We start from the raw sequence: 19,575 nt of genomic DNA on the forward strand, positions 1-19,575 counted from the left end.
AACAGACGCTATTTCACCGCAACTTATTGAAGGGCTGCTTGCGCCAGTTCCGTGCGTCGTCCTCGAGCGATTGGCGGATGACGGGCTTGTACGGGTCGAGCTTGCTCGGGGCGCTCCTCCTCGCAGGCGGGAGGGCACGCATGCGCGGCGAGCGCCTAGCGCGCGAACTCCCGTAAGAGCGCGTCTTCCACTTCCCTAAGCGAAAGGGCTCCGCCTCCCTCGGCGGGACGGGCGACCACGATACAGCGCGCTCCCACGTCGTGCGCGGAGGCGATCTTCTCGGCCGTGCCGCCTACGGTTCCCGAGTCCTTGGTCACAAGCCACTGGGCGCCCACCTGCCGAAGCATCGCCTCGTTGAGCTCGCGGGTGAAGGGCCCCTGCATGCCGATGACGTGCGACGGCGAAAACCCCGCGTCGATGCACTTCGTTATAGCACCGGGCAGCGGGAGCACACGCACGAAGAAGCGCTCCGCGAAATCGGCGACGCGCGTGTAGGGAGCAAGCTCCTTGCTCCCCGTCGTGAGAAGCGCGCGACCCGGGTTCTCGGAGAGAAAGCGCGCCGCGCAGGCGATCGACGCGACCGACACGACGCCTTTGGGCAGCGCCTCGACCGGGCGCGTAAGGCGCAGGCATCGTGCACCCACGGCGAGCGAAGCGGCCCGGATGTTGCCGCTTACGAGCGTAGCGAAGGGGTGCGTGGCGTCGACGACGATGCGCGCGCCGGAAAGCTCACGCTCCATGTCGGCCTCGTCGAGCCTGCCCGCATGCACCTCGATGCCCGGAAGCTCGCCCAAAAGCTCGCCTCCGTACTCGGTTGCCGCGTAGGCACGGGCGGGGATTCCCGCCCCGCTCGCCCATTCGCACAGGAGGCGGCCCTCGGTGGTGCCGGCGAAGATGCGCAGCGCCGGCGCGGATGCGGGGGCCGTCACTTCGGGCCGCCTGGGCGCGTGATCTGGTAGAGCAGCGCGTTCATAATGGCGGCCGCCACGGACGAGCCGCCCTTGCGACCCCTCGCGACGATGGCCGGCACGCGTCGCGCGAGTAGCTCCTCTTTCGCCTCGACCACGTTCACAAACCCGACCGGCACCCCAACGACGAGCGCGGGCGCGATCTTCCCCGCGTCCATGAGCTCGGCGAGGCGCAGAAGTGCTGTGGGAGCGTTGCCGACGGCCACGATGAGCGGACCCTCGATGCCGCAAGCTTTGTCCATGCTCGCAACGGCGCGAGTCGTGCCCGCGGCGCGCGCCGTTGCGGCGACATCCGGGTCGGCCATATAGCACACGGCCTGGCAGCCGATCTTCGCGAGCGCGGGCTTGCTTATGCCTGCGAGCGCCATGTTCGTGTCGGTGAGCACCGTGGCCCCTGCGCGCAGTGCGTCGAGCGCACAGTGCGCGGCGTCATGGTTGAACACGAGGGAATCGGCGTACGAGAAGTCGGCAGTGGTGTGGATGACGCGCTTCACGACGGGCTCTTCGAGCGGCGGGAACGTGCGGCCGCCGAGCTCTTCGGTGATGATCTCAAAGCTGCGCCGCTCGATGTCGCCGGGCGCCATCTCCTTGGAATCCATCTAGTACTCCACTCCTTCCCTTGCACATATCCCCTGCTCGTAGGGGTGTTTCTCGCACCGCATCTCGGTTATGTAGTCGGCCTTCTCCGCGATCTTGCGGGAAGGCGCGCGCCCGGTGAGCGCTACTTCGACGCCGCGCGCGGACATATCGAGCGCGCGGTCCACGAGCGCCTCGTCGACAAGCCCCTTCGAAAGCGCGTCGAGCGCCTCGTCGAGCACGAGCAGCCCCTCCTGCGCGCCCTCGAGCTCGGCGAGCGCGGAAGCGAGGTTCCCATCGTGCAACTCGCGCGTCGCGGCAAGTTCTTCCGACGTCATGGACCAGGTAAACTTGTCCGACGCCTTCCCCGCGAACACGGGCACGCCGAAATGCTCGGCGAGCAGGCGCACCTCCCCGCTTTCGCCGTCTTTCAGGAACTGCACGACGACGACGCGGCGGCCTGCGGCGAGCATGCGAAGGGCGAGGCCCATCGCCGCCGTGGTCTTGCCTTTGCCGTCGCCATGATACACGTGGATCATACGCCCTCCTCGATAATGCGGTAGACATACTCCATGTCGAGCGCCCCGCGCACGGAGTCGGCCAGGCGGTCGAACTCGCGCGCACGGTGATCGGCCGCGGACACCGCGCCCTCAGCACCCACGACGCTCTCGGGCAGGCCGCGCATGCGCGCGAGCGAGCGCGCGAGGGCGAGTGCCACCCCCGGTTCGTCGAACAGGCCGTGGAGATAGGTTCCGAACACGTTTCCGCAGGCCGCGCCTTCTGGTTTGCCGCCAATCGTGCCCGCAGGGGCGCAGGAGACGGTCGTTTCGCCGTCGTGAATCTCGTACCCGCGCGCCGTCACGCCGTTCCACACCGAAAACGCGCCTTGGGCGCCCGTGATGCGCAGCTCCGACTGGGCGAGGCGCTTTTCCTCCTTGAACACCGTACTTGCAGGGATGAGCCCGAGCCCGCGCGCGGTGCCAGCGCCTTCCCTGCCGTGCGGATCGGAAAGCTCGTCTCCCAAAAGCTGGTAGCCTCCGCATATGCCGAGCACCGGCGTGCCCGCGCCCGAAAGCGCGCGTACACAGGCTCCGATGCCGCTAGCCGCAAGCCAGCGCGCGTCGTCGAGCGTGGTCTTCGAGCCGGGGAGCACCACCAGGTCGGGTCGGCCCAGATCGGTCGTCGAGGAAACGTAGCGCACGCCCACGCCGGGCACGCGCGAAAGCGGGTCGAAGTCGGTGAAGTTCGACAGATGCGGAAGGCGCACGACGGCGACGTCGATGACGCCGCACGCCTCGCGGGCAGATAGGCGCGGAGCAAGCGAGTCCTCGTCGTCCAGGTCAAGCGTAAGATACGGCACGACCCCCACGACGGGAACCCCGCACATCTTCTCGAGCGGGGCCAAACCCGGGCGCAGGATTTCCACATCGCCGCGGAACTTGTTCACCACAAGCCCCCGCAAAAGCGCGCGGTCCTCGGGCGCAAGGAGCGCGACCGTGCCGTAGAGCTGGGCAAACACCCCGCCTGGGTCGATGTCGCCCGCGAGCAGCACGGGAGAGGACACGGCGCGTGCGAGCCCCATGTTGACGATGTCGTTTTCGGCAAGGTTGATTTCGACGGGGCTGCCGGCGCCCTCGATGACGATGACGTCGTTTTCCTCCGCAAGCGAATCGAACGCCTCCAAAATCTGCGGCATGAGCGCCTTCTTTCGCGCGAAGTAGTCCCTCGCAGCGAAGGCTCCCTGCGCCTTGCCGGCCACGATGAGCTGGCTTCGGTGGTCGCTTTCGGGCTTGAGCAGGATGGGGTTCATGCGCACGTCGGGCGCGATGCCGCACGCCTCGGCCTGCATGATCTGGGCGCGCCCCATCTCGAGACCATCGGCCGTGACACCGCTGTTGAGCGCCATGTTCTGGCTCTTGAAGGGAGCCACGCGCAGGCCGTCCTGCGAAAGCACGCGGCACAGTCCCGCCGCAAGCAGGCTCTTCCCCGCGTTCGACATGGTGCCCTGGATCATGATGGGCTTCGCCCTACCCACGGGTATCGACCTCCTTCTCCGAGCCTCGGCCATCCGCGCCCGCCATAGCGCCGCTGCAAGAAGCGCCGCCCCGTTCGTCGGGTTCGCCTTCGCCCGAAGCGCCTTCCGCCCGAAGCACGCGACTGAACGCCATCACAAGCCGGGCGTTCTCCTTGCGCGTGCGCACCGCGACGCGGCACCAGAAACGGGACAGTACCGAAAACGAGTCGCACGTGCGGACCAAAACCCCCTGTTTATACAGGCGCTCGGGGATGTCTTTCGCCGGCGTGCGGACTAAAAGGAAGTTCGCATCCGACGGCACGACGGAAAGCCCGAGCGAGGAGAGCTCGTGGGAAAGCCACGCTCGCTCGCCCGCCAGTACATCGCGCGTGCGCGAGACATATTCGACGTCATCCAGGGCGGCGATGCCCGCGGCCTCGGCGACCGAGGAGACGGGCCATGCCTGCCCCGCCCGGCGAATCCCCTCGATGAGTTGGGCGTTTCCGCTGATCAGATATCCCAACCGCAACCCCGCCATTCCGTAGAGCTTGGTGAACGCGGAGAGCACGGCCACATGGCGCGAACAAGCGGCGCGTGCGGCCACGCTCCTTTCGCGGGCGTCGGGCGCAAATCCGAGGAAGCACTCGTCCACGACGAGCAACGCGCCCGCCTGCTCGCAGCGGCAAGCCGCGGCATCGATCACGCGGGGGTCGACGAGGCGCCCCGTCGGGTTGTTCGGATTGCAGAGGTACGCCACGTCTCCCGGCCCCTCGATCGCGCGGGCGAAGGAGGCGGGCACGTCGAAGTCGTCCGCTTCGGAGAGCGGAAACTCCTGCACGCATGCGCCGTAGTACGATGCCGCCTCCGCATAGTCAGAGAACGTCGGCGCGCACACGACGATGCGTTTCGGGCGCACCGCCGCGGCTAGCCGCCAGATGATGTCGGACGCGCCCGCGCCGCAGACGATAGTATCTTCGGGAATGCCCTGGGCGCGCGCTAGGGCGCGAACGAGGGCGAGACTTTCCCTATCGGGGTAGGCGTCGATTCGAGAAAGCGCCTTGCAAGCTGCGGCGACGGCGCGCGGCGAGGGGCCTGCCGGATTCACGTTCACCGAGAAGTCGATGAGGTCCGAGGCGCCCCCTTCGCAAGCGATGCCGAGCGATTGCGAGCTGCCCCCATGCGTACGGGCGCGCAGGATTCCCCCGGCAGCCCGGGGCGCGGCGTGGTCTTCCCTCATGCCATCACCCCCACGGCGAGCACGACCGCCACGCGCGCGGCGCCGAAGACGACGAGCGCGCATACGGACGCGGCGAGCATGAGCCTTGTCGCCCGGGCGATGTCGCCCCACTCGATTTCACGGGACGCGTCGCCTATCGTCGGTTTCTCAACGAGCTTGCCGAAATACACCGCGGGTCCTGCCAGGCGCAGCCCAAGCGCGCCCGCACACGCTGACTCGGTCTGCGCCGAGTTGGGGCTCGCATGGCGACGCCTGTCGCGGCGCCAGATGCGCGCCGCCCCGCGCGCGTCGAGCCCGACAATCGGGCACACGGCGATCATGAGCAGGGCCGATAAGCGCGAGGGAATCCAGTTCACCGCATCGTCGAGGCGCGCCGAGGCGCAGCCGAAGTCGATGTAGCGCTCGTTTTTGTAGCCCACCATGCTGTCGAGCGTGTTCACAGCCTTGTACGCCATGCCCAAGGGCGCACCCCCGATCATAAGGTAGAAAAGCGGCGCGATGACGCCGTCGCTCGCGTTCTCCGCCACCGTTTCCACGGCGGCGCGCGCGACGCCCTGCTCGTCGAGAACAGACGTGTCGCGTCCCACGATGAGCCCGACGGCTTCGCGCGCCGCGACAAGGCCGCCCTTCGAGAACGCGCGGGCCATGGCCAGGCTCTGGCGGCGCAGCTCGCATGCCGCGAGAATCTGATAGCTCGCCCATGCCTCGGCCACGAAGCGCAAGCCGGGGTGAACCATGCCGCAAAGATGCAGGATTCCCCAGGTCAAAAGCCCACACGTAAGCGGAAGCGACACGGCGAGCACAAGCCCTGCGGCGCGAGTGCCCGCGGACGTTTGCGGGAATGCGCGCCGCAGGCGGCCTTCGGCCCACGTGATCGCGCGCCCCATAGCGACGACGGGATGGGGAAGCCAGCGCGGGTCGCCGAAGGCAAGGTCGGCCGCGAACCCGGCGGCGACGGCAAGAATGGTCATCACCGGGCATCGCCCCCCGAAGCGGGGCGAACGTCGAGAAGGCAGCGCCCATCCCAGGTGGCGGCCCATGCGCCGCCCGGCTCGGTATGCACGTCGAAGTATCCCATTTTCGGGACAGCTAGCTCGGAGAGCAGCGCTTTCACGGTACCCGCGTGAACGACGAAGACGGCGCGCCCACTCCCCTGGGCACACCCCGATTCGCACGCCTCCCGAAACGCCGCGACGACGCGGCGGGTGAAATCGCTCTTGCCCTCGCCATGCGGGCAGCGCGTCTCGCACCAGGAGTCTACCCAGGCGCGGTAGCGCGCATCCTCTTTAAGCTCAGCGGCGCTTCGCCCCTCGAAGTCGCCGAAATCCATCTCGCGCAGACCGGGGCACGCCATAAGCTCCGCGTTCGGGAAGAGGATGCGCGCCGTCTGGTCGGTGCGAGCCATGCCGCTCGTGATAACACGGTACACGTCACGATCGCACGCGAGGTTGCGCAAAGCGCGCTCGCCCGCGCTCGACAGGGGCTCGTCAGTGCCCGCCCCGCTGTAGCGATGGTCTTCCGTGCCCGCCGTGGCACCATGGCGCACGAAGACGACTTCCAAAGGCGCGACCGCGCCCTGCGTCCCTCGAGGCGCATCGGCAAGGTTTCCTTTGATGACCTGGGGAATCCCGCACGTCATGCGCACGACGACGTCGGCGCGCGCAGCGAGCGCGCATCCCAGGCGCCCCGCACGCTCGCGCCATTGGGCGTCTTCCGCACGCATGGGGACGACCCCCGAGCCCACCAAGGACAGAATCACTGCGTCGAAGCCGATCAGCCGCTCGAGCGCCCGGTCAGCGTCGAGCGCGCGTACGAGTTCCTCAGCACGGTACGCGACGCGGCCGGCAAAAGCCGCGGGCACGCCGCCCTCCGCAAGCTGCGCCGCGTCGACGAAATCGTCCGCCGCGAACCCGAGCCTTTCGCACACGAAGGTCCTCTTCCCCGAATGCGCGCCACCTACCACGAGCATCATAGGAGCATGCCCCCCGCCACCAACATGGCAAGCATCGCGAGCTCGGCCCATTGCAGAAACCATCCAGCCAAATCCCCCGTCACCCCGCCGAAGCGGGACAGGGCAACATGGCGGTACCACGCGAGCGCCAAAAGCCCCGCCACCGCCATAAGGGCGCCGACGGCCTGAGCGCACGCGACCATCCCTGCAGCCGAAGCCGCAGCAAAAGCGCAAAGCGGCACGACGATCGCCGCGCGCTTCTTCTCAGGCGAGAGCCCCGCGGCCATGCCGTCCGCCCGCGCGGCAGGCCAGCATTCAACGGCGAGCCCCGAAAGCGCGCGGGAGAACACGAGCGAGCACAGAAGCGCGAGGAACGTCCCCGCCGTAAGCGGCAGCGCGGTGAACAGGGAAAACTGCAGAATAAGGTACACAACAACACCGATGACCCCGAAGGCGCCCGCCCGCGGGTCGTGCATGATCTCTAGCTTTCGCTCGCGCGGGGCCCAACTTGCAAGCGCATCGGAGGTGTCGCAGAGCCCGTCTAGGTGGATGCCTCCCGTCACCGCCACAGGCAGCGCCACGAGCACGGCCGCGACGATGGTCGCAGGCACGCCGAGCAGGTTCGCCACGTACCCCCACAACATCATGAGTAAGCCTTCCGCAAGGCCCACCAGGGGAAACGCGGCAAGCGCATGGGTTGACTCGAAATCGGTCCAAGCCGATTTCGGGACGGGGATGCGCGAGAACGTTCCGAACGCCGCGCCGATTGCCTCTGCTATCTTCACCTTGTAGGTCCTTCGCCTTTCATCCACACGGGAATCCCGCATACCACTTCGACTGCGCGGTCGGCCAGCGCCGCCACGCCCGCGTTCACGCGCGCGAGCGCGCGCCTCCATGCCTCGGTCCCCTCATCGTAGCGCATCCCATCGGCGAACACGTCGACGGTGACCACCACTGTATACGCAGCGGCCTGAGCGAGCCGTTCGATGTCTCCGAGCACCTCGCGCGCCGCAGCGTCGGGGTCACGTGGGGACAAGCCACCTTCCGCGAAGAGCTCGTTCGCAACCAGGTTGCCCACGTCCTCCAAAAGAAGCGTGCAGCCGCGCGGAAGCCTGGGCACTGCGGCGCCCACGTCACGCGTGCGCTCGAGGGTGGAAAATCCCTTGCCCTCGCGCAGCGCCCGATGGCGCGCGATACGGCGGGCGCCCTCTTCCCCAAAGGGCTCCATCGTTGCCAGGTACACGCGGGGGCCGTCGTGCCCGAGGCACAGGGACTCGGCGTAGGCGCTCTTGCCGCTCCCGGCGGCGCCGATAACGAGCGTCACCGTCATTTCCCGGCCTCGAAATGCTCGTAAGCAGCCATGCCAGTCGACGCGAACGTCTTCCCATCCCGGTACACGCGCAGCGCCGAATCCAGAAGGGGCAGATACGCCATGGCGCCCGCGCCCTCGCCCAAGTGCATGCCTGCGTCGAGGGGTGCCTTTATGCCGAGCTCGCGAAGGAGCACCTGGCTTGCGGGTTCGCTTGATGCATGGGTGCCCAGGAGGTAGCCCAAGGCGTTGGGGCACAGGCGCGCCGCGCACAGGGCCGCCGTGCAGGATATGACCCCGTCGAGGAGCGCCGGCGCCTTCGAGGCCGCGGCCCCCAGGTAGAAGCCGCACATCGCCGCGATGTCGAAGCCGCCCACCTTCGAGAGCACGTCGATCGGGTCGGCGGGATCGGGCGAGTTCGCGTCGATAGCGCGCTCGACCACGTCGCGCTTGCGCGCGAGCGAGGCGTCCGAGAGCCCCGCGCCGCGCCCGACGAGGCTCCGCGCGTCCGCCCGGATGAGCACTGCGGCCACCGCCGCCGAGGTGGTCGTGTTGCCGATGCCCATCTCGCCCGCGGCGAGAAGGCGCACGCCGGCGCGGGCAAGCCCGCACGCGACGGCGATTCCGACCTCGATCGCGCGCACGGCCTCATCGCGAGACATAGCGGAGCCGAGCGCGATGTTACCGCTCCCCCGCTGCACGTTCGCGCGCACCATGCGCGCGTCTTCTATGCCCCGGGCCATACCCACGTCGACGGGCACGACCTCGGCACCCGCGAACGCCGCCATGCGGCAGGCGCTCGTGGCCCCCTCGCACATGTTGCGCGCGACGGCTCGCGTCACATCTTGCCCGCTTTGCGACACGCCTTCGGCAACGACCCCGTTGTCGGAAAAGAATACCGCGAGCGCACGGGGAAACTCGGCCACATCGGCGCTCCCCTGAGCTGCGGCGATACACGCGACGGCGTCTTCAAAGTCGCCCAATCCCCCCAAGGGGTGCGCGATGGAGTCCCACGCGGCGTACGCGGCGGCGCGGGCGCACTCGTCTGCGGGCGCGATCCGGGAGAGCGCAGCTTCGAGCACAGCGCCCGACGCCGACGAGAACGCGCGCTCAACTTCCTCGCGGATGCAGGCAAGCGCGGTTTCGGTTGCTTCAGCCATGCCGTCTCCTCTCTGCGAACGACGATGCGGCAGACGCGAACGCGCGCGCAACGTCGGGGTTCGCAGGATAGTACACATGCGGGAAGCCCGCAACCAGGGACGGGGTGGTCGTCATGCACGGCCAGCCCTTGTCGCGCCGGGGCTTCTGCGCCCAGAAGTCGCCGCCCGGGCAGGTGGACTGCCAGTAGTGGAACTCGTGCGCGCGGATGCGTGTGCCGCGCGGCCCGTAGAGCCCGTCGCGTTGGGAAGTGAGCTCCACGTACCCGAAATGGGACAGCCTTCCCCCGTTCTCGCTTGCGCCGTCAAGGGCGCCCGCAACAGGCCAGCGCCGCCCCTCGCTATCGGCGATTTCGCGCTGCAGGTACAGAAACCCACCGCATTCGGCGACCGTCGGCATGCCGGATTCCACCGCATGCCGCACCGTCTCGCGCATCGGCGCGTTCTCGGAGAGCTGCTGCACATGGAGCTCCGGATAGCCGCCTCCCAGATAGAGGGCGCTTGTCCCCCGGGGCAACTCGCTATCACACAGGGGGCTGAAAAAGGCCAGCTCACAACCCAGGTCCTCGAGCGCGCGCAGGTTCTCCTCGTAGTAGAACGAGAACGCCTCGTCACGCGCGACGGCGACGATGGGCCGCGCTCCCGCGATCGGCTCCAACCGGTAAGGTTCCTCGCGGATATCGGGTGCTGTCGCCGCTATTTCGAGCAAGCGGTCGACGTCGACGCTCTTTTCCACCAGCTCGGCCATCTTGTCGATGCGCGCGGAGAGCTGCTCGACCTCGTCGGCGGTCACAAGCCCCAGATGCCGGCTTTCGAGCGAGAACGCCTCGTCGGCGGGGATATTCCCCAAAACCGCGACGCCCGTGTGCTTCTCGATCGCAGGAGCCGCGTAGGCACAGGCAGCGGCGCTCGTCTTGTTCAGCACGACGCCGCGCACGTTCGCACAAGGCAGGAACTCGGCGATGCCGCGGATTACGGCGGCGAGCGATAAAGACGCCCCACGCCCGTTCACCACTAAAACGACCGGCGTTTCCGTGTCGCGCGCAACCTGGTAGCTGCTCGCATCGGCCACGCTGGGCGCCATGCCGTCGTAGAAGCCCATGACCCCCTCGAGCACCGCGACATCCGCGCCCGCAGCGCCGCGTGCGAGCAGGGCGCGCAGCGTCGGGACGTCGGTGAAGAAGCCGTCTAAGTTGCCCGAGCGCGCACCCACGACGCGGCGATGAAAGAGCGGGTCAATGTAGTCGGGGCCGCATTTGAAGGCCGCGCATGCAAGGCCGCGGCGCGCGAGCGTGCGCAGGAGCGCGCACGTTACGACCGTCTTGCCGCTCCCGCTCGAGGGCGCAGCGACCATGAAGCGCGGGATGGACGTGCTCACCGGGCGCCGCCTTCCCCACCTGCACCACGCGCGCTGACGAGGAACACGGGGTTTTGCGCCTTCATAAGATGGTGCGAGCCTACAGCCTCGGCGCGGGCGGCCGACACCTGGCACACCTCGAACCCCTTAAAGCGCGAACCCGAGAGGAGCGCGCACGCCTCGGTGAGCGTCTCAACGGTGACGCATGGCACGCACAGGCGAACCTGCGAGTTCATCTCGAGCGCCGCCTCCACGATGGAGGGAAGCTCGCCCGCGCTCCCGCCGACGAACACGGCGTCGGGGACGGGCAGTTTCGCGAGCGCTTCGGGGGCGACACCGGGGACCGCATGCACGTTGCCGCACCCGAATGCATCCGCGTTCTCTCGGATGAGCCGCACGCCGGCCGCGTTGCGCTCGACCGCCCATACCGAACCCGCTCGCGCGACGAGCGCCGCCTCGATCGACACGCTCCCCGTGCCGGCGCCGACGTCCCAGACGGTGTCGGTCGCGGTAAGGCGCAGCTTCGCGAGCGCGACGGCGCGCACCTCCTGCTTGGTCATGGGAACGTCGCCGCGGATGAAGAGCTCGTCGGGAATGCCCGAGGAAGCGTACGGCCAGCGAGAGCTCGCGGCGCGGGATGCGCTAGAGACCACAGGCGACCCGGCGCCGCCTGCGAACTCGATAAGCATCACGTTCAAGTCGTCAAACGTCTGACCTGCGATTTCACTTGCGGTCGCGCAGGTGATGCGCTCGTCGGGGTACGACAGGCGCTCGGCCACCGTCACGCGCGCGTCCCCGAAGCCCGCTTGCACAAGCTCGCACGAAAGCCGCGAGGGGTCTTCCCCGCCCGACGTGGCGAGGAAGAGCTCACCCGCGCGCTCGGCCTCGGCCACGATGTCGCACGCCACGCCGTGAGCGCTCGCGAAGCGCCAATCCTGCCATGGACGCGCGAGGCGCGCGGCGAGATACGACGCTGAGCTTATGCCGGGAATGACGTGCACGTCCACCTGCGCGTTGCCGGAGAGCGCCTCCACCAGGCGGCGCGCGCCGCTGAACAGCCCCACATCGCCCGTCATCACGACCACGGCGCGCTGCCACGACGCCGCATCGGTAAGCGCGGCGACGATGTCCGCCGTCTTCACGAGCTCGCATCTCACCACGTCGGGCGGCACGTCGATGCCGACAAGCGCGCGATGAGCGCCGATGACCACGTCGGCGATGTCGATCGCGTCGAGCGCCGCGCGCGAGAGCAAGTCGGGGTTTCCGGGCCCCGCCCCGATGATCGTTACCTTTCGCATGGAATCTCCCGATACCCGCGCGGCGTGACCATACGGCCACCTACGAGCTTCGTGTCCGCGTTGCCGACGAACACGGTGGTGAACATGTCGGCGTCGATCTCCCCCAGCTCAGAGAGCCTGCACATGCCCGACTGCTGCCCCTCGCGCCCGATGTTGCGTACCCAGCCGCAGAGCGTGTCGGGGGCCTTCCATTCGAGCATAATCTTCGCCGCGCGTGAGAGCCTGTCGGCGCGCTTTCTGCTGCGCGGGTTGTACAAACAGATGCAGAAGTCGGCGCTCGCCACGGCGGCGAGCCTGCGCTCGATGACCTCCCATGGCGTGAGCAGGTCGGAGAGCGACACGACCGCGAAGTCGTGGGCAAGCGGGGCGCCGAGCACCGCCGACCCGCTCTGAGCCGCGGTGGCCCCGGCGATAACTTCCACGTCTACATCGGGGTAGTCCTCCGCAAGCTCCAGCACGGGGCTCGCCATGCCGTACACGCCCGCGTCACCGCTGCACACGAGTGCCACGGCTTCTCCGCTCTGCGCGCGCGAAAGCGCCAGGCGGCACCGTTCGACCTCGTGCATCATCGGCGTCGCGAGATGCGCCGCGTCGGGCACGGCGGCGAGCGCGAGCTCCACGTATTTCGTGTACCCCACAACGATGTCGGCCGCCTCGAGCGCGCGCCGAGCCGCAATCGTCATGCCGTCGGGGACACCCGGGCCGATCCCCACCACGAAGAGCTTTCCCATCACCGCTCCTTAAACGAAAGTTTGATAGTTACCTTGGAAAACGCGACGGTCACGCCGCCGTGAGCGAGCTTCGGGAAGATAAGTTTGCCCCCGTCCGCGAGCGCCGCGCGCTCGCACACGTTGTCGACCCCCACCGTCGCACGCACGAAATCAGATGGCGAAACGCTGCCTTCGACCTGCGACAACTCCTCTGCGGAATACGTCGCAAGCGGGATATTGCGCGCGCGGCAGAAGGCGAGCAGACCCTCCTCGTGCGCCTTCACGTCGATCGTCGCCGCCTCGCGCACGGCCGAAGGCGAGATGCCCGCCTGCCCGCACGCGAGAAGAAACGCCTCCCCGATGGCTTCGGCGCACGCACCGCGACGGCACCCTATGCCCGCAACGATGCAGGGCACGACAAGGCGAAGCGGCTCGGGCGCAGGCGCCTGCGCCCGCACGCCCGCCGGCTTCCCCGTCTCACCGACGGGCACGACCTCGCCCGTTGTCTCCGCCGCGCGAACGGACGCACCTGCATTCGCGCCAGCGAACGGCGACACGACGATATCGGCCCGAGCGCGGTCGGACGCAATGTCAACCCCCTCAGGCAGCTGTCCCGAAATCGACATGTCGGAATAGAGCGTCACGCGCCCGCCCGAAAGCAGCCGCGCCGACACTCGCTTGATGGCCTCGGGATTCGAAACGGCGAGCCCCGCACAGCGCGCCCACGTATCCACCGCCCACACGCCGCGGACGTCGGTCGCCGTGGTGATGACAGGGATGGCCCCTGCCGCGCGTGCCACAGTTTGCGCAAGCTCGTTCGCACCGCCCAAATGCCCCGACAAAAGCGGGACGGCAAAGCGCCCCGCCTCGTCAATCACCACAACCGCGGAATCGGTTGCCTTCGAGGCGACATGCGGCGCGATCGCCCGCACGGCGATGCCCGCCGCGCCCACGAACAGAAGCGCCTCCGACGCTTCCCACGCGAGCGCCGTCCATGCGCGCAGGTCGGCCTTCCCCTCGCCGAACCCGCGCGAAACGGAAACGTCCCAGCCAGGGTCATCTTCACCTGTCTGCGCGCAATCGGAAAGCGCGCGTGCGGTGCGCTCCGCCAACGCATACCCCCTCTCAGTGAACGCTATGCAGGAAACCCTCATCTAGCGCACCACCATCGTCGAGAAGTAGCTGCCCCGATCGGGCACATCGTCGAGCGAGCGGTAAACGCGCTCGCCCGGAAGCCCACAGTCCTCTACGAGCTCGGCACCGTCGAATGCGCCCTCCTCGCGAAGGATGCGCTTCGTGTCCGCAAGCGAGCGGCGCGCCTTCATGACCACCTTCGTCCCCGGCCAGCCAATTGCGCGGCCCACCCCGTACAGCACGCCTTTATTCATACGTCGCCCCCAATTCCCCGATAACCGCATCGGCGCCCGACGTGCGGAAAAGCTCGCGGCGCTCGGCGTCGAACACGACCGCGGCGATGTCGCATGCGCCCGCCGCGCGGCGGCGCAACCTGTCCTCGATTGCCGCAGCGAGCGAGGCGCGCGCAGCGTCCCCCACGCCGGCGGCCTCGATTACCTCGAGCGCCGCCGTGGTCGTGACCGACGACATGATCTCGCGCACGGTCTTCGCGCCCGCTCCGGCCATGGCCGCGTGGGCGGCCAGAATCTCCGCGCGGCAGTCGGCGGTACGCGAATGGGTGTCCATGATGCCGCCCGCGACCTTCACCAACTTGCCGATGTGTCCCACAAGAAGGACATTGGTAAATCCCTCGCGAACGCAGCAGTCAATCGCATCGCCCACAAAGTTGGAGATGAAGACCACCGGCGCACTGTTTAGGTGGAAATGCCCCGAGATGAACTGCCCGCCGTAGTTGCCGGGCGTGAGCACAACTCCGCGCCGCCCCATAGCCGCATGCTGCCGGATCTCGAGCTCGATGCTGTCGCGCAAGGCAGCGAGGCTGCGCGGCTCGACGATGCCCGTCGTGCCCAGGATGGAGATGCCGCCCTCTATCCCCAGGTGCGGGTTGAAGGTCTTTTCGGCAAGGGCAACACCCTCGGGTACCGAAATCGTCACAGCAATATTTCCAGAAAAGCCGTGCGCGGCGCACACCTCGCGCACCGCCGAAGTGATCATCGCGCGCGGCGTCGCGTTGATGGCGGCCGCCCCAACCGGCTGCTCGAGCCCGGGCAACGTCACGCGCCCCACGCCCACGCCGCCATCGACGGAAACTTCCGATTCGCGCGCGGGCACGTCCTTGCCGCCCGCAGCACCCGTGCCCGACCCCGCATGTTCCACGCGCGCGTACACGAGCACGCCGTCGGTCACATCGGCATCGTCGCCTGCGTCCTTTCGCACGGCGCACTGGGCGCACCCCTCGCCGATGCATGCGTCGATCACGTTCGCCTCGACGGGCAGCCCGCCAGGGGTGACGATCGACACGAGGCCGACGGGCTTTCGTGACAAGAGCATCTCGCAGGCTGCCTTCGCCGCGAGCGCGGCGCAGCTCCCCGTGGTGTAGCCGCAGCGCAGGCGGGTCGTCCCGGTATATATGTAATGCTCGAAGGCCACGCTAGCTGCTCGCCTTCCGATACCCCGTGGCAAACGAAGGGTCGTAAAGCTTGCTGCGCTCGTACGACTCCGTTTGCGCGCCGTTGTGCGCAAGCCCGCCGCGAGCTCCGAGCACGCGGCCCACCACCACGAGCGCCGTGCGGTCGATGCCCTCTCGCGCGCCCGCGTCGGCGAGCGTGCCCACTGTGCATCGCACCACGCGCTCCTCAGGCCAGGTCGCCTTGTACACGAGCGCCGCAGGCTCGTCGGAGCTGCGGCCCGCGGCCAAAAGCTCGGCGGAAAGCTCGGCGAGCATACCCGAGCTCAGGAAGATGACCATAGTCGAGCCACTTTCCGCCATGGTGCGCATGCCCTCGCCCGCGGGCATGGGGGTACGTCCGGAAAGCCGCGTGATCACGACCGACTGGCTGATTCCCGGCAGCGTGTATTCCTGGCGAAGCGCCGCCGCGGCACCGCAAAAGCTCGACACGCCGGGCACCACCTCGTAGTCCACGCCGCGCGCGTCGAGCGCGTCCATCTGCTCCTGGATGGCGCCGTACAGGCACGGGTCACCCGTGTGCAGGCGCACCACGTCCTCGCCCCGCGCATCTGCCGCGCACATCACGTCGAGCACTTCCTCCAAGGTCATGTGCGCGCTGTCGTAGACGATGCAGGATTCCTTGCACTCAGCGAGCAGCTCGGGGTTCACAAGGCTTCCCGCCCAAACGACCACGTCGGCTGCGCGCAGAAGGCGCGCCCCGCGCAGCGTGATAAGGTCGGCGGCGCCCGAGCCTGCGCCAACGATATGAATCATCCGAGCCTTCCCTTCCCGTTTCTCATCGCAACCGTTTACGCCGCCATTCGCGCAGCGGGCAAAACACGGCGCCTGCGGCGGCAATCGGCGCAAATACGCAGGCAGGAGGCGCAATGCCGCCCGCCCTGGCTTTGACACGTTCACAAGTGCCCACTATCATAGTAAAAGATTCGGCAACGAGCATATGACAATCGGATAAAAGGAAATGACCGGCGCGGCGCCCGCACAGCCCGCGCTGGCTTGCGGAGGGAACCAGGTGGGAATCCTGGGCAAGGGACATTACTGTATAGGACGCGCGGGCGAACCGCCTCGCGCCCCAAGCCAGACTGCTTCGCCTTTTCCTCACGGCATCGCCGTGGCGTTAGCTCCTTGTGAACCCCGAGGGGTGCGCTTTTCTTTCGCTTGTGCCGACAAGCAACTGTCGCCGGGGGACCGGCAAACCGAGGAAAGGAAAAACCATGTCCGACCAGATGTCACGCCGCGGCTTCATGGGCGCCGCAGCAACCGGAGCCGTCGCGCTCGCCGGAGTCGCGCTCGCGGGCTGCTCCAACACCTCCGCGAGTTCCGAGAAATCGAGTGAAAAGGAGAAGGCCGTGAAGCCGGTAATCCTCGTCACGAGCTTCGGCACGAGCTACAACAACTCGCGCCACATCACCATCGGCGCCATCGAAGACGCTATCCGCGAGAAGTACTGGCAGGACTACGACATCCGCCGCGCCTTCACCGCGCAGATCATCATCGACAAGCTGAAGAAGCGCGACGGCATCACGATCGACAACATGACCGAGGCGCTCGACCGCTGCGTGGAAGACGGCGTGAAGGAAATCGTCGTGCAGCCGACGCATCTCATGGGTGGCCTGGAATACACCGACGTGAAAGACGAGCTCGACAAGTACGCCGACAAGTTCGACAAGATCTCGCTCGGCGACCCGCTGCTCACCTCAGACGACGACTACAAGAAGGTGGCCGCAGCCATTAAGGAGAACATGGCGTCCTTCGACGACGGCAAGACGGCGCTGTGTCTCATGGGTCACGGCACCGAAGCCGATTCCAACGCCGACTATGCCAAGATGCAGGAAGTGTTTAAGAACGAGGGCTTGACGCAGTTCTTCGTCGGCACCGTCGAGGCTGAACCGACCTGCGAGGATGTTATCGCCGCCGCGAGCGCCGCAGGCTACAAGAAGGCCGTGCTCGCGCCGTTCATGGTGGTCGCGGGCGACCACGCGAACAACGACATGGCAGACGAGACCGACCCCGACAGCTGGGCTGCGAAGTTCGTGGCCGCCGGCTTCGAAGTGACGTGCCTGCTCCAGGGTCTGGGACAGAACGTCGCGGTCGACGAAATCTACGTCTCGCACGTGGACGACGCCATCGCCAAGCTGTAAACTCGCCGCGCACGGGGGCGCCGGTCGCGTCCCCGTGCAACGGGCATGCGCCTTCCCCGACCGACGGCGCATGCCCGTTGCATTCGCATCCCGCCCACCGCACGGCGCGGGCGGTCGAAGCGATTGAAAGGAACCCCCTCCATGTTGAAGAAAACCCTCGCCTTCGCCCTGTCAGCGGCGCTTTTCGCGTTCTCGCTCGCCGGCTGCGGCGGAAATTCAATCGACAGCGCAAAGGCAAGCGATGCCGATTCCCAGGAAAAGACCGAACAGGCGGCCGATGCGCCCGAGGGCGCAAGCGCTGCCCCCATCACCGCCGACAAGGTGGCCGACGGCACCTATCCGATCACCGTAGATTCCAGCTCGAGCATGTTCAGGATTGTGGACGCCCAGCTCGTCGTGGAAAACGGCTCCATGCACTGCGTGATGACGCTTTCCGGCACGGGCTACGGCAAGCTCTTCATGGGAACGGGCGACGAGGCTGCCACCGCGAGCGAGGCCGACTTCATCCCCTATGTGGAAAACGCGGAAGGCAAGTACACCTACGACGTGCCCGTTGATGCGCTCGACGAGGACACCGCCTGCGCCGCGTGGAGTATTAGAAAAGAGCAGTGGTACGACCGCACGCTCGTGTTCGAATCCGCCGGCGTCGATCTGCGCGCCGACGCGCTGAAGTAACGCCATGCGGTCGATTCTTCCCAAGGGGGAAAGCAGGAAGCGTCGCAGCATCGCGGTGCGCGCGATCGCCTGCGTTCTCGTCGCCCTACTCGCGCTTCCCTTCGCGGGGTGCAGTGCGAGCCCGAACGCGACCGGTGGCACGGCAGGCTCTCAGGAATACACTGTGAGCGTCTCGCTCTCCGGCGGGTCAGGGCGCGCAAGCATCGCCTCACCCACCACAATTGTGAAGGATGCCGACACCTACACCGCGACCATCACCTGGTCGAGTTCGAACTACGACAAAATGACCGTCAACGGCGTGGACTACGCGCCCGTAAACGACGGCGGCAACTCCACGTTCGAGATACCCGTCACGCTCGACGAGGACATCGCCGTGTCGGCCGAGACCGTCGCCATGTCGACGCCGCACACCATCGACTACACGCTCCACTTCGATTCATCCACCATGAAGGAGAAATCGGGCGACGAAGCAAGCGGCGGCTCCCCTGCGGGAACGGCTTCAAACGCCGCGGCCGACTACCACAACGCCGATTTGGGCTGCGGCTGGAAGCCGACGGGGACGCTTCAGCTTGAATACGCCGAGCACTTCACTGTCGACGAGTACGAAGGCGGCCTGCGGCTTATCTGCATTTCGAACGGAGAGCGCTTCCTCGTGGTGCCGCAAAATGCAAAGGTACCTGATGGGTTGAGCTCCGACATCGCGGTCATAAGGCGCCCCGCCGACAAGGTGTACCTCGTGTCGTCGGCGACGATGTGCCTGGTCGACGCGCTCGATGCGAACGACAATATCCTCATGTCGGGCACGAAGGCCGACGATTGCTCGGTCGGGGGCTTCAAAAGCGCGCTCGAAAGTGGGGCGATCGCCTACGGCGGCAAGTACAGCGCGCCCGACTACGAGCGAATATCGGCCTCGGGCTGCACGCTCGCCATCGAGAACACCATGATCAACCACACGCCCGATGTGAAGGAAAAGCTGCAGAAGCTCGGGCTCGTCGTCCTCACCGAACAGTCGTCGAGCGAGCCCGAAGCACTCGGGCGCGTCGAGTGGATTAAGCTTTTCGGCGTCCTGTTCGACAAGGAAGACGAGGCCGCGCACCTGTTCAACGAGCAGAAGGCCCGCGTCGAGCAAACGTCGAGGCTCGCGTCGTCAGGTAAAACCGTGGCGTATTTCTACATAAACTCGAACGGGGCCGCCGTCACGCGGCGGGCGGGCGACTACGTGGCGCAGATGATCGAGCTTGCAGGTGGCAACTACGCGCCCGATGACGCGCAGACGGCGTCGACGTCAGGTTCGTCAGTAACGCTCGAAATGGAGCGCTTCTATGCGACGGCGAAGGATGCCGACATCATCGTCTACAACGGCACCATCGACGAATCGGTTGCCACCTTGAACGACTTCGTAAGCAAAAACGCGCTATTGTCGCAGTTCAAAGCCGTGAAGAACGGCAACGTCTGGGTCACATGCGCCGACATGTACCAGCAGATGACTTCTACCGCCGACATTATCGACGAGCTGCACGGGGCGTTCGCTGGCGATGACGCGAGCGACTTCCATTATCTGAGGAAGCTTGGCTAGCGTC

General features: G+C 67.1%; 20 protein-coding genes. 3 read left to right on the plus strand and 17 right to left on the minus strand.

What is annotated here, in order from left to right:
• Positions 1-155: 155 nt before the first annotated feature.
• Genes cobK through cobM form a run of 17 tightly spaced genes read right to left on the minus strand, consistent with a single transcriptional unit; the run spans position 156 to position 15,935 of the window.
• Positions 156-929 carry a precorrin-6A reductase gene (gene cobK / locus AAAX77_RS00230; protein WP_349104165.1) on the minus strand — a complete coding sequence of 258 codons (774 nt, stop codon included), beginning with the start codon at positions 927-929 and terminating at the stop codon, positions 156-158.
• Positions 926-1,567, minus strand: coding sequence for a precorrin-8X methylmutase (locus tag AAAX77_RS00235; RefSeq protein WP_349104167.1), 642 nt, complete (start codon positions 1,565-1,567; stop codon positions 926-928). Before AAAX77_RS00235 ends, cobK begins: the two co-directional genes overlap by 4 nt.
• Positions 1,568-2,083, minus strand: coding sequence for a cob(I)yrinic acid a,c-diamide adenosyltransferase (locus tag AAAX77_RS00240; RefSeq protein ID WP_349104169.1), 516 nt, complete (start codon positions 2,081-2,083; stop codon positions 1,568-1,570).
• Positions 2,080-3,579 carry a cobyric acid synthase gene (locus AAAX77_RS00245; RefSeq protein ID WP_349104170.1) on the minus strand — a complete coding sequence of 500 codons (1,500 nt, stop codon included), beginning with the start codon at positions 3,577-3,579 and terminating at the stop codon, positions 2,080-2,082. Before AAAX77_RS00245 ends, AAAX77_RS00240 begins: the two co-directional genes overlap by 4 nt.
• Positions 3,572-4,795, minus strand: coding sequence for a histidinol-phosphate transaminase (locus AAAX77_RS00250; RefSeq protein ID WP_349104172.1), 1,224 nt, complete (start codon positions 4,793-4,795; stop codon positions 3,572-3,574). The genes AAAX77_RS00245 and AAAX77_RS00250 overlap by 8 nt, the downstream gene beginning before the upstream one ends.
• Positions 4,792-5,766: an adenosylcobinamide-phosphate synthase CbiB gene (cbiB, locus tag AAAX77_RS00255; RefSeq protein WP_349104173.1), complete on the minus strand. Its 975-nt coding sequence runs from the start codon at positions 5,764-5,766 to the stop codon at positions 4,792-4,794. Before cbiB ends, AAAX77_RS00250 begins: the two co-directional genes overlap by 4 nt.
• Positions 5,766-6,767 (minus strand): histidine phosphatase family protein, encoded by a 1,002-nt coding sequence (locus AAAX77_RS00260; RefSeq protein WP_349104174.1) that lies wholly within the window; start codon positions 6,765-6,767, stop codon positions 5,766-5,768. The genes cbiB and AAAX77_RS00260 overlap by 1 nt, the downstream gene beginning before the upstream one ends.
• Positions 6,764-7,531, minus strand: coding sequence for an adenosylcobinamide-GDP ribazoletransferase (gene cobS / locus AAAX77_RS00265; protein WP_349104175.1), 768 nt, complete (start codon positions 7,529-7,531; stop codon positions 6,764-6,766). The genes AAAX77_RS00260 and cobS overlap by 4 nt, the downstream gene beginning before the upstream one ends.
• Positions 7,528-8,076: a bifunctional adenosylcobinamide kinase/adenosylcobinamide-phosphate guanylyltransferase gene (locus tag AAAX77_RS00270; protein ID WP_349104177.1), complete on the minus strand. Its 549-nt coding sequence runs from the start codon at positions 8,074-8,076 to the stop codon at positions 7,528-7,530. Before AAAX77_RS00270 ends, cobS begins: the two co-directional genes overlap by 4 nt.
• Positions 8,073-9,215 (minus strand): nicotinate-nucleotide--dimethylbenzimidazole phosphoribosyltransferase, encoded by a 1,143-nt coding sequence (gene cobT, locus AAAX77_RS00275; protein WP_349104178.1) that lies wholly within the window; start codon positions 9,213-9,215, stop codon positions 8,073-8,075. The genes AAAX77_RS00270 and cobT overlap by 4 nt, the downstream gene beginning before the upstream one ends.
• Entirely contained in the window at positions 9,208-10,590 is a 1,383-nt protein-coding gene (locus tag AAAX77_RS00280; RefSeq protein ID WP_349104180.1) for a cobyrinate a,c-diamide synthase, read from the minus strand. Before AAAX77_RS00280 ends, cobT begins: the two co-directional genes overlap by 8 nt.
• Positions 10,587-11,867, minus strand: coding sequence for a precorrin-6y C5,15-methyltransferase (decarboxylating) subunit CbiE (cbiE, locus tag AAAX77_RS00285; protein WP_349104181.1), 1,281 nt, complete (start codon positions 11,865-11,867; stop codon positions 10,587-10,589). Before cbiE ends, AAAX77_RS00280 begins: the two co-directional genes overlap by 4 nt.
• Positions 11,855-12,598, minus strand: coding sequence for a precorrin-3B C(17)-methyltransferase (cobJ, locus tag AAAX77_RS00290; RefSeq protein WP_349104183.1), 744 nt, complete (start codon positions 12,596-12,598; stop codon positions 11,855-11,857). Before cobJ ends, cbiE begins: the two co-directional genes overlap by 13 nt.
• Complete coding sequence (locus tag AAAX77_RS00295) at positions 12,598-13,689, minus strand: cobalamin biosynthesis protein (protein WP_349104184.1); 1,092 nt, start codon at positions 13,687-13,689, stop codon at positions 12,598-12,600. The genes cobJ and AAAX77_RS00295 overlap by 1 nt, the downstream gene beginning before the upstream one ends.
• A gap of 42 nt (positions 13,690-13,731) precedes the next feature.
• Complete coding sequence (locus AAAX77_RS00300) at positions 13,732-13,965, minus strand: hypothetical protein (RefSeq protein WP_346979117.1); 234 nt, start codon at positions 13,963-13,965, stop codon at positions 13,732-13,734.
• Entirely contained in the window at positions 13,958-15,142 is a 1,185-nt protein-coding gene (cbiD, locus tag AAAX77_RS00305) for a cobalt-precorrin-5B (C(1))-methyltransferase CbiD (RefSeq protein WP_349104185.1), read from the minus strand. Before cbiD ends, AAAX77_RS00300 begins: the two co-directional genes overlap by 8 nt.
• 1 nt (position 15,143) lies before the next feature.
• Entirely contained in the window at positions 15,144-15,935 is a 792-nt protein-coding gene (gene cobM / locus AAAX77_RS00310; RefSeq protein WP_346979113.1) for a precorrin-4 C(11)-methyltransferase, read from the minus strand.
• A gap of 458 nt (positions 15,936-16,393) precedes the next feature.
• Between cobM and AAAX77_RS00315 the strand changes: the two genes are divergently transcribed.
• The 3 genes from AAAX77_RS00315 (at position 16,394) to AAAX77_RS00325 (ending at position 19,571) form a co-directional block, all read left to right on the plus strand.
• On the plus strand, positions 16,394-17,320 hold the full coding sequence (locus AAAX77_RS00315) for a sirohydrochlorin cobaltochelatase (RefSeq protein ID WP_349104186.1): 927 nt from the start codon (positions 16,394-16,396) through the stop codon (positions 17,318-17,320).
• 141 nt (positions 17,321-17,461) lie between these two features.
• Positions 17,462-17,995, plus strand: coding sequence for a hypothetical protein (locus AAAX77_RS00320; RefSeq protein WP_349104188.1), 534 nt, complete (start codon positions 17,462-17,464; stop codon positions 17,993-17,995).
• Between the two features lie 4 nt (positions 17,996-17,999).
• On the plus strand, positions 18,000-19,571 hold the full coding sequence (locus AAAX77_RS00325) for an ABC transporter substrate-binding protein (RefSeq protein ID WP_349104190.1): 1,572 nt from the start codon (positions 18,000-18,002) through the stop codon (positions 19,569-19,571).
• Positions 19,572-19,575: the final 4 nt, after the last annotated feature.

The sequence above is a fragment of the Collinsella sp. CLA-ER-H6 genome (assembly GCF_040092305.1).
Taxonomy (GTDB): domain Bacteria; phylum Actinomycetota; class Coriobacteriia; order Coriobacteriales; family Coriobacteriaceae; genus Collinsella.

Excerpts from the sequence above, each read along its gene's own strand:
- AAAX77_RS00270 (WP_349104177.1), bottom strand. The coding sequence starts at position 8,076 with ATGACGGTGACGCTCGTTATCGGCGCCGCCGGGAGCGGCAAGAGCGCC.
- cbiB (WP_349104173.1), bottom strand. The coding sequence starts at position 5,766 with ATGACCATTCTTGCCGTCGCCGCCGGGTTCGCGGCCGACCTTGCCTTC.
- AAAX77_RS00250 (WP_349104172.1), bottom strand. The coding sequence starts at position 4,795 with ATGAGGGAAGACCACGCCGCGCCCCGGGCTGCCGGGGGAATCCTGCGC.
- cobJ (WP_349104183.1), bottom strand. The coding sequence starts at position 12,598 with ATGGGAAAGCTCTTCGTGGTGGGGATCGGCCCGGGTGTCCCCGACGGC.
- AAAX77_RS00260 (WP_349104174.1), bottom strand. The coding sequence starts at position 6,767 with ATGATGCTCGTGGTAGGTGGCGCGCATTCGGGGAAGAGGACCTTCGTG.
- AAAX77_RS00325 (WP_349104190.1), top strand. The coding sequence starts at position 18,000 with ATGCGGTCGATTCTTCCCAAGGGGGAAAGCAGGAAGCGTCGCAGCATC.
- cobT (WP_349104178.1), bottom strand. The coding sequence starts at position 9,215 with ATGGCTGAAGCAACCGAAACCGCGCTTGCCTGCATCCGCGAGGAAGTT.
- AAAX77_RS00235 (WP_349104167.1), bottom strand. The coding sequence starts at position 1,567 with ATGGATTCCAAGGAGATGGCGCCCGGCGACATCGAGCGGCGCAGCTTT.
- AAAX77_RS00320 (WP_349104188.1), top strand. The coding sequence starts at position 17,462 with ATGTTGAAGAAAACCCTCGCCTTCGCCCTGTCAGCGGCGCTTTTCGCG.
- AAAX77_RS00315 (WP_349104186.1), top strand. The coding sequence starts at position 16,394 with ATGTCCGACCAGATGTCACGCCGCGGCTTCATGGGCGCCGCAGCAACC.
- cbiE (WP_349104181.1), bottom strand. The coding sequence starts at position 11,867 with ATGCGAAAGGTAACGATCATCGGGGCGGGGCCCGGAAACCCCGACTTG.
- cobM (WP_346979113.1), bottom strand. The coding sequence starts at position 15,935 with ATGATTCATATCGTTGGCGCAGGCTCGGGCGCCGCCGACCTTATCACG.
- AAAX77_RS00300 (WP_346979117.1), bottom strand. The coding sequence starts at position 13,965 with ATGAATAAAGGCGTGCTGTACGGGGTGGGCCGCGCAATTGGCTGGCCG.
- AAAX77_RS00240 (WP_349104169.1), bottom strand. The coding sequence starts at position 2,083 with ATGATCCACGTGTATCATGGCGACGGCAAAGGCAAGACCACGGCGGCG.